Origin of the sequence: Clostridium gallinarum (genome assembly GCF_014836325.1) — a bacterium.
Taxonomy (GTDB): Bacteria; Bacillota; Clostridia; order Clostridiales; family Clostridiaceae; genus Clostridium; species Clostridium gallinarum.
Genome location: NZ_JACSQZ010000003.1, coordinates 57,570 through 71,894, shown reverse-complemented (window position 1 = coordinate 71,894; position 14,325 = coordinate 57,570). Strand labels below are relative to the sequence as shown.

Here is a 14,325-nt window from a genome sequence, read left to right as displayed (position 1 = left end):
ATATTGAAGGATTTAAAGAACTTCTTTGAAAGCTCAAAGGAATATTTAAAGGATCTATTAGAAGATATAAATAATTTAACCTTTAGAAATTTTAAAGATTTTTTCAATAGAAGAAAAGCATTATTTCTAATAGTATTTATATTTTTAACTGTAGTTTTAGTTAGTATTGGTAATCATAAATCATCTAAAAGTACTTTATTAAAAGATTTAGAAATATCAATGAAAGAAAATAAACCAGGAAAAATATATAAAAAAATAAGGTTAAATGGCGAAAAAATAAGTAAGGAAGATTTGAAGCCTTTATCAGAATATTACTCTGAAAATCAAGAAAAAGTAAATCAAATAATTAAGCAATTAAGGAGTAATAACAAAGGGGGATATTTTACCTTAATAAATGAAAAAAAATTATTTTTTGATAATTATCACTTAGAAATTACCCCAGTGTCACTTGAAATTGAAACTAATTTTAATGAAACAAAGCTTTTTTTAAACAATAAAGAAGTTTTATCAACTAAAATAGACAAAAAATTAATTCCTGGGAAATATGTACTTAGGGGAGAACTAGAAACTTTATATGGAATAGTAGAAGAAGAAAAAGAAGTTTATATAATGGAAGATTTAGATTATAAATTAGATATTCCTGCAACTAATATAACTTTAACATCAAATTTTGAAGATGCATCTGTATTTATAAATAATGAAGATATTAATAAAAAGGTGAAGGATATTCAAAATTTTGGACCAATTCCATTAGAAAAGGATATAAGAATATATTTACAAAAAGAATTACCTTGGGGAACAGTTAAAAGTGAAGAAGTTAAAGTTGGTAATTTACCTAATATAAATATAAATGTAGATATAGTTAATGATAAATTAATTTCTGATATTAATGAAGCAACTAAAGAATTTTATGAAAGTGTTTTTAATGCTTTAAATAAATCAGACTATAATTTAATTGTAAATGCAGAAGATGATGCAAATTATAAAATATATACTAGTATAAAAAGAGAAAGTTTATTTTTAAAAAATAATTATGAGCTTAATGATTTGCAGACAGAAGTAAAAAATAGTGAATTCTATTTTGAGGATGGAGTTTATAAGGGGAAAATAGTAATTAAACTAAGTTACAATATAAGCAAAAAAATATTACCTTTCCTAGATAAAAATGTGGAAGAGATGTTTTTAACTAATATGGAATATAAAGATGGTAATTGGATTGTTAATGATGTTCAAAAGTTTAATTTAGAATAATTGATGGAGTGTTAAGATGAAAAAAAAATATAAACTAATGACAGTTATAGTTACTATAGTTTTTTCTACTAATATAATAGCATTTGCAGAAACTACTTCTTCTTTGCAAGATAAGATAAATCAAAATCAAAATCAAATTGATAGTCTTGAAGGTGAAAAAGATAAGATTAGTAATGAAATAGATAGTCAAACTAATGAATTACAAAATGTTTTAGACCAAATAGATGAAAAAAGTAAAGAGTTAAATGCAGCTAAAGAAGAAGTACAGTCTTATCAAGTAAAAATTGATGAAGTTCAAGCTGAAATAGATAGGATTAATAGTGAAATTGTTAGTTCTCAAAATGAGATTGAGAGTAGAGAACAATTAATAGTTGAAAAGCAAAAGGAAGCTGAGGAAATAAAAAGTAATATAGATAAAAGACTTATAGGATATTACAAAATAGATGTAGTAACTAATTACATATATTTAATATTAAAAAGTGAGGATATATTATCTTTATTTAATAACATTCAAAATATTTATAGATTAATTAATTTTGATAAAACTTTAATAACAGAAGCTAAAAGAATAGAAGCTGAATTAGAAAATGAAAAAAATGAAATTGCAAAACAATTAGAAAGTATAGAAGAAAATAAAAAAGCTGTGGTTGCAAAACAAGATGAATTAAAAGAAGCTCAAAAAGAGTATATAGCTAAAGAAGAATATCATCAAAGTAAGATTAATGAACTTTATGAAATGGAGTCAGAAAAATCTAGTTTACTTGCATCATTAAGTGATAAAGAAAAAGAACTAGAAGAACAAATTGGTGATTTAATATCATATAATCAGGAGCTTCAAGCAGAATTAGATAATATATTTGCAAATATAAATAGTGGAAACAATTCTAGTGGTGTAACAACAACTCCTGAAAGTCCAGAAGTAGATGATAGTGGAGCAACAGGAGACCCTAGTACTGAAAGCTTTTTAAGACCTGGAAGTGGTCCTATTACAGATCCATATGGTCCTAGAATAAATCCGGTAACAGGTGAACCAGGCTTCCATACTGGAACTGATTTAGGAGATCCATATGGAGCACCAGTAGCTGCATCTAAAAGTGGTGTTGTAGTATATTCAGGATGGATTAGTGGATATGGTAATACAATAATATTAGATCATGGTAGTGGTATTCAAACATTATATGGTCATAATAGTCAATTATTAGTTGGAGTTGGAGAATCTGTTTATAGAGGACAAACTATTGCATTGGTAGGTTCAACTGGTATGAGTACAGGCCCTCATATACATTGGGAAATAAGAATTAATGGACAACATGTAAATCCTATGGATTATTTATAAAATAATAAAAACAGGATATAATAAGAGCTGGGTAAATCCAGCTCTTATTCTTTAAAAATATAAAAACCTGCACAAATATATTGTACAGGTTAAAGGGTTTTATGTTCATTTAAGAAAGGGAATAAATGAACATATGTGGGGTTTTATTAAAACTGTTAATAAAAATATTAACAGTAAGTATGGGCATTTATAAATATAATTTGTAAAATATAATTAATATATAATTATTATAGTATATTTGGTCAAAAAATCCAATAGATTAGAAGAAAAAATCGAAATTTATAAAATTTTAAGATATATAACATTTATTATATTAAAATAAAATTAAAAATATATAAAATGTATGGAGATTTAATGGTGTAAAAGTATATAATAGGAGATGAGGTGATTTAAATGATAAATATTAAAAATGAAGATCTACTAAAGGCTACACCAGAATATGAAGAATATGATAAAAATGAGGCGAAGCTTACTGTAGAAGAATTAAGGGAAAATGGTCTTATAAAGTGTGGGGGATGTTGTAGCACAAAAGGCGGAAAATCTTCTTGTGGATGTGGAAGTAGAAAATAATAACATTAAGTTTTTATTATATAGAGCTTTAATATGATTGTTTTAGGAGGTAATTAGGTGTGAGAAAACCTAGCATATTCAGCAGAGATTATGAGAGGCAGATGAGAAAGCGTAGAAAAAGGATATTTATAATATCTTTATTAGCAATATTTGTAGTGGGAACACTATTTATTACAATAGCTATGAATAGTATTAATATGGATACTTTAAGAAATAAAGTTCAAAATTGGATTGATGAAGATGAAAATATGAGTCCAGATGATACTTTAATAGAAGAAAATATTAATGAAGAAGAATCATCTAAAGAAGAAACACTACCTAAAGAGCCAGAAAGTAAAAGTATGGATTTATTTATTAGAGATGGACTTATATTAAAAGCAGAATATGAAGAAAATAATGGTGAAGTTAAGTTTAAGGGGATAAAAGATATTCCAGATAATATTTATTATGTTTTAAATCCAAATAGAAATTTAATATTAACTATTGATGAAAATCAAAATATGAAGATTTTTAATGTAGATAAAAATGAAGCAACTATAAATAAAGATAAATATGTTGCACCAAATGGAGAAGTATTCAATAAAGATACAGTATTGCAAAGTTATGAAGGATATTTGTGGAATGCAGAAGCTAAATTTATTGATAACACAAAAGTAGCATATATTAGCAATCTACCTTATTTTGGATATGGCTTAAACAAATACATTTGGATAGTTGATTTAAATAATAATTCTCATAAGACATTATGGAATTCCAAAGGTAAAGATATAAAATTAGGTGATATTAAAGAAAAGGGATTAGAAGTTACAATAGATGGTGTAGTTAAATTTATAAATTCTAATGGAGAAATAGTCAATTAGAATATTATATTATAAGTTGAAATGTAAAAATTTTAACTATATAATATTTATTAAACTTATATAAACAAATATTTGAAACTAATTGATATTATATGGTATAATAACGTAGTTATATCAATTATGATAGTATCTTACTATTTTAGGAGGAAAGAATACGATGGAAGCTAAAATGGAAAAAATAGAGAAAAACATTGTTAAGTTCGAAATAACAGTTGAAGCTAAGAAGTTTCAAGATGATATAAAGAGAGCTTATAATAAAAATGTTAAGAACTTTAATGTACCAGGATTTAGAAAGGGTAAAGTTCCTATGGCTATAGTTAAAAAGTACTATGGAGTAGGAGCATTAATGGAAGATGCCATTAATTTTGCAATAGAAGGTTCTTATGCAAAGGCATTAGAAGAAAATAACATAGTTCCAGTTGATTATCCACAAATAGATATAGTAACTGCAGAAGAAGGAAAAGATTTTGTTTACACTGCTGAAGTTACTGTTTATCCTGAAGTTGAATTAGGAGAATACAAAGGCTTAAAAGTAGAAAAGCCAGTTTACGAAGTTACTGAAGAAGATGTTGAAGCAAGATTAAAAGAAATGCAAGAAAAAAATGCAAGTGTTGAAACTAAGGAAAATGGAGAAATAGCTACTGGAGATACAGCAGTTATAGACTTTAAAGGTTTCATCGATGATGTAGCATTTGAAGGTGGAGAAGGTAAAGATTATTCACTTGAAATAGGTTCAGGTACTTTCATAGATACTTTTGAAGATCAATTAGTTGGAGCAAAAGTTGGGGATAAAGTAGAAGTTAACGTGACTTTCCCTGAAAATTATGGAAGAGAAGAATTAAATAATAAAAAAGCTAAATTCGAAGTTTTAGTAAAAGAAATCAAGGTTAAAGAATTACCAGCAATCGATGATGAATTTGCTAAAGAAGCTTCAGAATTTGAAACATTAGCTGAATTAAAGGCTGATATAGCTAAGAAGATGGAAGAAGCTAATGTTAAGAGAGCAGAAAATGAATATGAAGATGCTATAATAAAAGCTGTTGTTGAAAATGCAAAAGTAGAAATACCAGCTGTTATGATTGAAAAAGAAATCGACACTATGGTTAAGAACTTAGAGCAAAGACTTCAATACCAAGGCTTAAACTTAGAACAATACTTCCAATTCACTGGAACAGATGAAGCTAAGATGAGAGACTACATGAAAGAAAATGCTGAAGTTAAAGTAAAAACAGATTTAGTATTAGAAGCAGTAGAAAAAGCTGAAAACATAGATGCTACTGAAGAAGAAATAAAAGAAAAAGCAGTAGAAGTTGCAAAAATGTACTCAGCTAATGAAGATGAAAAAATGGTAGAATTACTAATGAATACTCAAAAAGCAGCTCTTACAGCTGATATAAAGATTGCAAAAACAGTTAAATTCTTAGTTGAAAACAATAAATAGATATTAAAGTAATTGCCAGAATTTTATTCTGGCATTTATTTCAAATATTTATTAACAAATTATATAAAATTCTATATAATTTAATATATATGATTTAATATATATTTTTTTTATTATATACTATAAATCCTATGACTTATTTAATTTTATAAGTTGTAAAATATACTTTTTAGGTTAAAATTATATAAATATATATAATTTATTGTACTTATATAATTAGATTTTTAATAATATGGATATATTATAAAAGAAGGTAGGTTTTAGAGAAGGAGGGAAAATAAATGAGTTTAGTTCCAATGGTAGTAGAACAAACTGGTAGGGGAGAAAGATCTTACGATATTTTTTCAAGACTGTTAAAAGACAGAATTATAATGTTAAGCGGAGAAATCAATGATACCGTTTCTAATTTAGTAGTTGCACAACTATTATTTTTAGAAAGTGAAGATCCTGATAAAGATATTTATCTATACATAAATAGTCCAGGAGGATCAATAACATCCGGAATGGCAATTTATGATACAATGCAATATATAAAACCAGATGTTTCAACTATATGTATAGGTATGGCTGCATCAATGGGATCTTTCTTGCTTTCATCAGGAGCAAAAGGAAAGAGATTTGCATTACCAAATAGTGAAATTATGATTCATCAGCCTCTAGGAGGATTCCAAGGGCAAGCAACTGATTTTGATATTCACGCTAAGAGAATATTAAAGATTAAAGAATCTTTAAATAAAATCTTAAGTGAAAATACAAATCAGCCAATAGAAAAGATTAAGGCAGATGTTGAGAGGGATTACTTTATGACTGCAGAGGAAGCTATGAATTATGGGTTAGTAGATAAAGTGATTACTAAAAATCAAAAAGATAGTAAAGTAGAATAATTCTATCTTAACCTAAGCGAGGTGAATTTATGGCTAAGTATGATGAAAAGAAACAATTAAAATGCTCTTTTTGTGGCAAAAATCAAGAGCAAGTAAAAAGATTAATAGCTGGACCTGGTGTATATATTTGTGATGAATGTATAGATCTTTGTTCAGAAATAATTGCAGATGAATTTGAAGAAAGTATCGAATTAGATACATCAAGTGTTCCAAAACCAAATGAAATTAAAAATTATTTGGATCAATATGTAATAGGGCAAGAAAAGGCTAAAAAATCTTTATCTGTTGCTGTTTACAATCACTATAAAAGAATTAATTCAAATTTAGTTGATGATGATATTGAGCTACAAAAAAGTAATATTTTATTATTAGGTCCAACAGGATCTGGTAAAACATTACTAGCTCAAACTTTAGCTAAGTTTTTAAATGTTCCATTTGCTATTGCAGATGCTACAACTTTAACTGAAGCAGGATATGTAGGTGAAGATGTAGAAAATATATTATTAAAGCTAATACAAAATGCTGATTATGATATAGAAAGAGCAGAAAAAGGAATTATTTATATAGATGAAATAGATAAGATTGCAAGAAAGTCTGAAAATCCATCTATTACAAGAGATGTATCAGGTGAAGGAGTTCAACAAGCATTATTAAAAATACTTGAAGGAACTACAGCAGCTGTTCCACCACAAGGAGGAAGAAAGCATCCACATCAAGAGTTTTTACAAATTAATACTTCAAATATATTATTTATTTGTGGTGGAGCCTTTGATGGAATAGATAGAATAATTGAAAAGAGAACTGAAAAAAGTTCTATAGGTTTTGGTGCTAATATAACATCTAAAGTTAATAAAGATGTAGGTAAGCTACTTCAAGATATAATGCCTGGAGATTTATTAAAGTTTGGGTTAATTCCTGAATTTGTTGGTAGATTACCAGTAGTTGTTACATTAGAATCTTTAGATAGCGATGCTTTAATTAATATTTTAACTAAACCAAGAAATGCTTTAGTTAAACAATATAAGAAGCTATTTGAAATTGATAATGTAGACTTAACATTTAGTGATGAATCCTTAAAAGCTATTGCAGATGAAGCTATTAAGAGAAAAACAGGAGCTAGAGGATTAAGATCTATAGTTGAAGAGATAATGACTGAAATTATGTTTGATATTCCTTCTGATGAAAGTATATCAAAGGTTATTATCAATGAGGAATGTATAACTGAAAAGAAAAATCCAGATATAGTTAGACTTCCAGAAGGTGAAGTAAGGCCTCAACTAAAAGCTAAAAAAGTTAAGAAAAGAAAAGATATAGAAACTGCCTAATATTGAGCTGTCCTTTGGACAGCTCAATTTATTCGTTAGGAAATTATATCTATGGACAAGTTGTGGATAAATTTATTAGAGTAGTAAAATTCGTAGTGTAAGAAATAGAGCTTTTATAATTTCCTTCCTTCAGTTTGGAAGTGTTAAAGTATCATAGCAAGGTGACTTGGAGCTTGCGACGGAACCTGGATATGATACTTTAACACTTTTTTATTTTTAATAAAAATTTTGGAGAAAAATCATGGTAATTATCCCTTTTTTTATAGAATATTAACTCCGTAAAAAGTTAATAATATTTATATAGCTAAAAGGAAGGGAGGATGCATTTACTTATTGAGTTAATGCGAAGATTATGGGAGATATATTAATAATACTACAAATTATAACTATGCTACTTTTTATCTACTATATAGTTAATAGCAATAAGGGGCAAACTAATAATAAAGTAGTTATAGAAAAAGAAAATGCAAAGGAAATGGATAAACTAAGAAAGTTAAGAAGCATTCAGTTAACTCAGCCTTTAACAGAAAAAAGTAGACCTACAACTTTTGAAGAAATAATAGGTCAAGAGGAAGGAATTAAGGCTTTAAAAGCTGCTTTATGTGGACCTAATCCACAGCATGTTATTATTTATGGACCGCCAGGGGTAGGGAAGACTGCTGCTGCAAGATTGGTACTCGAAGAAGCTAAAAAGTATTCAAAAACTCCATTTAAGAATGATGCAAAATTTATAGAAATAGATGCTACAACTATTAGATTTGATGAAAGAGGAATAGCAGATCCATTGATAGGCTCAGTTCATGATCCTATTTATCAAGGTGCTGGATCATTAGGCGTTGCAGGTATTCCTCAACCAAAGCCTGGAGCTGTTACAAAAGCTCATGGTGGAGTTTTGTTTATGGATGAAATAGGAGAATTGCATCATATAGAATTAAATAAGTTGTTAAAGGTACTGGAAGATAGAAAAGTTTTTTTAGATAGTTCTTATTATAGTAGTGAAAATCCTAATATGCCAGATTATATTAAAGAAATATTTGATAATGGTCTTCCAGCTGATTTTAGATTAATAGGAGCAACAACTAGAAGTCCAGAAGAAATTGTTCCTGCAATAAGATCAAGATGTGTAGAGATATTTTTTAGATCTCTTCATGCAGATGAAATAAAGGTAATTGCTAAGAATGCAGCTAAAAAAGTAGGATTAGATATAAAAGAAGATTCTTTAGAATTAGTATCTAAATATTGTACTAATGGAAGAGATGTTGTAAATTTAATTCAACTTTCCTCTGGAGTTGCAATTAATGAAGATAGAAATGATATTAATATAGATGATATTCAGTGGGTAATAGAAAATGGAAATTACACTCAAATTCCAGATAAGAAAATAAAAGATAGGTCAGAAGTTGGTGTTGTAAATGGATTGGCAGTACATGGAGCTAATATAGGAATATTAATGGAAATAGAAGCTACAGCTAAAAAGGTTAACCATAGAATTGGTACATTAAAGGTAAGTGGTATTGTTGAAGAAGAAGAAATAAGCAATAGTAATAGGAAAATTAAAAGAAAAAGTACAGCTTATTCATCAATACAAAATGTTTTAACTGTATTAAATAATATTTTTTCATTAGAATGTGAGAATTATGATATACATATTAATATTCCAGGTGGTATGCCAGTAGATGGACCATCAGCAGGTATAACAATTGCTACAGCTATATATAGTGCTATAAATAAAGTTAAGGTTAATAATAAGATAGCAATGACTGGTGAAATAAGTTTATTAGGAGAAGTTAAGCCTATTGGTGGGGTTAATGCAAAAATATATGCAGCTAGAAAAGCAGGAGCTAATAAAGTTATTATACCTATGGAAAATTGGAGAGATGGTTTTAAGGATATAGATGGAATAAGTGTAATAGCAGTTAATAACTTAAAAGAAGTTATTGAGTTGGCTATTTATAAGGAAAAGATAGTAGAGGATATAAGTATTAATAATAATGTAGATATACTATCAGCTAAATCGGAAGAGTAAATAAGAATATATTAGTATATGAATAAATTTTTTCTTTAATGTATAGGAATGTATAAAAAGTTATGCCTTATTATTAACTATTTATACTTTCCTTCCTTTAGTTTGCAAAGAGATAAACATTGTATGACGGTGACTTGGAGCGTATGCGACGGAGCAAGGAGTATAATGTTTATCTCTTTTTTATTCGTTAGGAAATTATATCTATGGACAAGTTGTGGATAAATTTATTAGAGTAGTAAAATTCGTAGTGTAAGAAATAGAGCTTTTATAATTTCCTTCCTTCAGTTTGGAAGTGTTAAAGTATCATAGCAAGGTGACTTGGAGCTTGCGACGGAACCTGGATATGATACTTTAACACTTTTTTATTCTTTATGAAATTATATCTATGCACAAATTGTAGATAATTTTATGAGAGTAGCAAAATTCGTAGTGTAAGAATTAGAGTTTTAATAATTTCCTTCCTTTAGTTTGCAAAGAGATAAACATTGTATGAGGTTGACTTGGAGCGCATGCGACGGAGCAAGGAATATAATGTTTATCTCTTTTTATCATTGCTAAATTTTATGTATATATTATAATAAATATTAATAATGATGATAATTAGTGTATAATGATAATTAATATTATTGTCTAATTAATCATAATGTTCCAATTAATAAATAGATTGAAAAATAATAGTTTTATGTGTATACTAATAAAGTTATACGATAAAATAGAGGAGGATGGGAATAATGAGTGAAAAAATCACATCTCTACCTTTAATTCCGTTAAGAGGAATTAGTATCTTTCCTAATATGATAATACATTTTGATGTAGGAAGAGAAAAGTCTAGAGCGGCTATAAATGCAGCTATGGAAAATCAAACAGAAATCTTTTTATCAACTCAAAAAGATTATGAAATAGAAGATCCTGAATTTGATGATATATATGAAATAGGTACTATATGTAAAGTAAAGCAAATCATAAAGTTACCTAATGATGTTATAAGAGTATTAGTAGAAGGAATAGATAGAGGTAGACTTATAAAATTAGTAGCTAATGAAGAATATTTAGAAGGTGAAATAGAAAAGATATTTGAACCGGCTAATGAGGAATATGAAGGTATTGAGGCATATGTAAATTTATTGAAGAAGGGTTTCAATAAATATATAAAGGCTTCAGGAAGTGCTAGAAATAATGTCATGTCTATATTTGATACAATAAAGAATTATAGTGAGCTTGCTGATGTAGTGGCATCTTATATAATAGTAGATGAAGAGAAGAGACAAGAAGTTCTTCAAGAAATAGATTGTATTAAGAGAATAGAAAAGTTATTAATTATAATAGAAAAAGAAATAGATATTTTAAATATTGAGAAGAAAATTGGCAAGAAGATTAAAGAAAGTGTTGATAAATCTCAAAGAGAATATTATATAAGAGAACAAATTAAAGTGCTTCAAGAAGAAATAGGCGAAAACGATGAAGATAAAAAAGAAATAGATAAGTATGAAGATAGAATTAAAAAAGCTAAACTACCTAAACATGTTAGAGAAAAAGCTGAGAGTGAATTAAATAGATTAAAATCAGCATCTGGTCAAGGATCAGAAAGTAATGTAATTAGAACATATTTAGACTGGATATTAGATATACCTTGGAATAAATCAACAAAGGATAATTTTAATATTAATGAAGCAGAAGAAACTTTAAATAAAGATCATTATGGTTTAGAGGAAGTAAAAGAAAGAATAATTGAGTATTTAGCTGTTAAACAATACACTAACAGTTTAAAAGGACCTATTTTATGTCTAGTTGGACCACCGGGAGTTGGAAAAACTTCTATTGCTAAGTCTATAGCTAATGCTACAAATAGAAAATATACAAGAATGTCTTTAGGTGGAGTAAGAGATGAAGCTGAAATTAGGGGACATAGAAAAACTTATGTAGGTGCAATTCCAGGAAGACTTGCATATGCATTAAAGGAAGCTAAAGTTAATAATCCTTTAATATTATTAGATGAAATAGATAAACTAGGCTCAGATCATAGAGGAAATGTTGCTGATGCTTTATTAGAAGTTTTAGATAGTGAACAAAATAATACTTTTAGAGATCATTATTTAGAATTAGATATGGACTTATCTAAAGTATTATTTATAACAACTGCTAACTCTTTAGATACTATTCCAGGACCTTTATTAGATAGAATGGAAATAATAGAAGTATCAGGATATACTTATGAAGAAAAGTATCATATTGCTAAGGGATATTTACTTCCTAAGTTACTTAAAGAGCATAAGTTAGAAGAAGGTAAATTTAAGATTTCTGAAGCAGCTATAAAGGATATTATAAATTATTATACTAGAGAAGCTGGAGTAAGAAGCTTAGAAAGAGTTTTAGGTAAGTTAATTAGAAAATCTCTTACAGAAATGATAAAAAACAATAAAGAGAGCATTACTATAAATGCAAATAGAATAGAAAAATATTTAGGAAATAAAATTTATACTTTTGATATAAAGGATAAGGAAGATAGAGTTGGAGTTGTTAAGGGAATGGCTTGGACAGCAGCTGGTGGAGATACACTTCCAGTTGAATCTGTAGTAATGAAGGGAACAGGGAAGCTAACGTTAACTGGACAATTAGGAGATGTTATGCAAGAATCTGCTAAGATAGCATTTGGATTTGTAAGAGCAAATGCTAGTAAGTATGGAATAAAAGAAGACTTCTATAAAAATACAGATATTCATATTCATTTCCCAGAAGGAGCAATTAAAAAGGATGGACCTTCAGCTGGTGTAACTATAATAACTTCTATAGTTTCTGCTTTAACAAATAAAAAGGTTAGAAGCAATGTTGCTATGACAGGAGAAGTTACCCTAACAGGAAGAGTGCTTGCAATAGGTGGATTAAAAGAGAAGTCTATAGCAGCCTTTAGAGCAGGAATTGAGACTATAATAATTCCAAAGGAAAATGAAAAAGATATAAACAAAATACCAGATGTGGTTAAGAACAAGTTAAATATAATTGCCGTTGATCACGTTGATGAGGTATTAAATAAAGCTATAATTGGAGTTGATACTAATGTTTAAAATTAATAATTCAGACTTTGTTACATCTGCTGTTAAAAGAGATCAATATCCAACTACAGGACTTCCTGAAATTGCTTTTGTTGGACGTTCTAATGTAGGAAAAAGTTCTATAATAAATGCTTTAACTAATAGAAGAAAATTAGCAAAGGTTAGTCAAACACCAGGAAAAACAAGACTTATTAATTTCTTTATAATAAATAATGATGAGTTATATTTAGTGGATTTACCTGGATATGGATATGCAAAAGTATCTAAAACTGAAAAAGCAAGTTGGGGAAATACTATTGAAACTTATTTAAGTGGACGTAATGAATTAAAGAGAGTTGTGTTATTAGTAGATTCTAGACACAAGCCAACTGCTGATGACATTCAAATGCATGAGTGGATAAAGTTTTATGGTTATGATGAGGTAATTATAGCTACTAAAAGCGACAAATTATCTAATAATGAACTAAGAAAGAATGAAAAAGTAATTAGAGATACATTAAAACTAACTAAAGAAGATAAATTATACTTCTTCTCATCTGTTAATAAAAAAGGAAAAGATGAATTAATTGATACTTTATTCTCACCTATATTAAATGATGAAGAATAATTAATAACTATTTAAATAGTAAATGTATATAATATAAAAATCGATAACATTAAGTTATCGATTTTTTTCAATATATGAATATTTTTTTCTTATAAAAATTTAAAATATTACAATAAAAAACAGTGTCAATTATTATTCGGGGGAATATCATATACTATAAAACAAAATAAAACTAAAAATCCCAAGGAGGAGTAAGTTATGGAAATGAATGAAATTCTAAACGGTTTAAATTCATATGGATGTAACGATGGAGTTGCAGCTCAATGCCCAACACAACCAATTGGAACATGTAATACTGGTTGTGGAACTGGAAATGGATTTGGATTCGGATTCGGAAGCTGGATTTGGATATTATTGATTCTATTTTACAGCGGTGGATTCGGCGGAGGAAATAATAATAATAATAGAGGATGCTGTTGTAAGAAACAATCAAAATCAGATTGTTGCTGTTCTAGAGGAAATTCAGGATACGGCGGTGGATTAGGAAGTTGTACACCTTATCTATTCTTATTAGTAATACTATTCCTTTGCAATGGTTGTTCAGGCTTTGGAAACCATGGAAACTTCGGAAATGGAAATTTATTTGGCGGATGCTGCTAATATAAATTAGAAAGGAGAGAGGATAATGTCAAAGAGAAAACATCGTGAAAGATATAATGATTGTTGCTGTAAACCAGTATGTTGTGAACCAGTATGTTGTGAACAAACATGCTGTCAAACATCAGGAAATAGTTGCTGTGGATCAGGAAATATATTCGGTGGATTAAATAGTTGTATTACACCAATTATATTCTTATTAATTGCATGTGGATCTGGTGTATTAAATAACAATTGCTCATTTTTAATAATATTATTATTCTTACTATGTGGAGGCTGCTTCGGAAGTTTATTCGGTGGAGATAGCTACTATTAATAGTATAGAGGATGGAGGGCTAGTCCCTCCAAAAAAATGCCCAAAAACCATAAGCAAAATTT

The 14,325-nt window shown here is 28.0% G+C and carries 12 protein-coding genes; all 12 read left to right on the top strand.

The genetic code is table 11. The annotated features are described in order from the left end of the window. Positions 1-3: 3 nt before the first annotated feature. Positions 4-1,251 (top strand): TcaA 3rd/4th domain-containing protein, encoded by a 1,248-nt coding sequence (locus H9660_RS01405; protein ID WP_191747803.1) that lies wholly within the window; start codon positions 4-6, stop codon positions 1,249-1,251. 16 nt (positions 1,252-1,267) lie between these two features. Then, entirely contained in the window at positions 1,268-2,587 is a 1,320-nt protein-coding gene (locus H9660_RS01400) for a murein hydrolase activator EnvC family protein (protein WP_191747801.1), read from the top strand. A 393-nt stretch (positions 2,588-2,980) separates the two neighbouring features. Beyond that, entirely contained in the window at positions 2,981-3,157 is a 177-nt protein-coding gene (locus H9660_RS01395) for a hypothetical protein (protein WP_191747798.1), read from the top strand. Positions 3,158-3,216: 59 nt separating this feature from the next. Next, a complete protein-coding gene (locus H9660_RS01390) occupies positions 3,217-4,017 on the top strand; it encodes a hypothetical protein (protein WP_191747796.1) in 801 nt (266 codons plus the stop codon). A gap of 157 nt (positions 4,018-4,174) precedes the next feature. After that, positions 4,175-5,458, top strand: coding sequence for a trigger factor (gene tig / locus H9660_RS01385; protein WP_191747794.1), 1,284 nt, complete (start codon positions 4,175-4,177; stop codon positions 5,456-5,458). Positions 5,459-5,739: 281 nt separating this feature from the next. Next, positions 5,740-6,342 (top strand): ATP-dependent Clp endopeptidase proteolytic subunit ClpP, encoded by a 603-nt coding sequence (gene clpP, locus H9660_RS01380; protein ID WP_191747792.1) that lies wholly within the window; start codon positions 5,740-5,742, stop codon positions 6,340-6,342. A gap of 29 nt (positions 6,343-6,371) precedes the next feature. After that, positions 6,372-7,667 (top strand): ATP-dependent Clp protease ATP-binding subunit ClpX, encoded by a 1,296-nt coding sequence (clpX, locus tag H9660_RS01375; protein ID WP_191747790.1) that lies wholly within the window; start codon positions 6,372-6,374, stop codon positions 7,665-7,667. Positions 7,668-8,019: 352 nt separating this feature from the next. Continuing rightward, positions 8,020-9,693, top strand: a complete 1,674-nt coding sequence (gene lonB / locus H9660_RS01370; RefSeq protein WP_191747788.1) for an ATP-dependent protease LonB — start codon at positions 8,020-8,022, stop codon at positions 9,691-9,693. A 731-nt stretch (positions 9,694-10,424) separates the two neighbouring features. Beyond that, entirely contained in the window at positions 10,425-12,755 is a 2,331-nt protein-coding gene (gene lon, locus H9660_RS01365) for an endopeptidase La (RefSeq protein WP_191747785.1), read from the top strand. Continuing rightward, positions 12,748-13,350: a ribosome biogenesis GTP-binding protein YihA/YsxC gene (gene yihA / locus H9660_RS01360; RefSeq protein WP_191747783.1), complete on the top strand. Its 603-nt coding sequence runs from the start codon at positions 12,748-12,750 to the stop codon at positions 13,348-13,350. The genes lon and yihA overlap by 8 nt, the downstream gene beginning before the upstream one ends. Before the next feature lie 198 nt (positions 13,351-13,548). Further along, complete coding sequence (locus H9660_RS01355) at positions 13,549-13,950, top strand: hypothetical protein (RefSeq protein ID WP_191747781.1); 402 nt, start codon at positions 13,549-13,551, stop codon at positions 13,948-13,950. A gap of 25 nt (positions 13,951-13,975) precedes the next feature. Then, positions 13,976-14,263 (top strand): hypothetical protein, encoded by a 288-nt coding sequence (locus H9660_RS01350; protein ID WP_191747779.1) that lies wholly within the window; start codon positions 13,976-13,978, stop codon positions 14,261-14,263. Positions 14,264-14,325 lie beyond the last annotated feature (62 nt).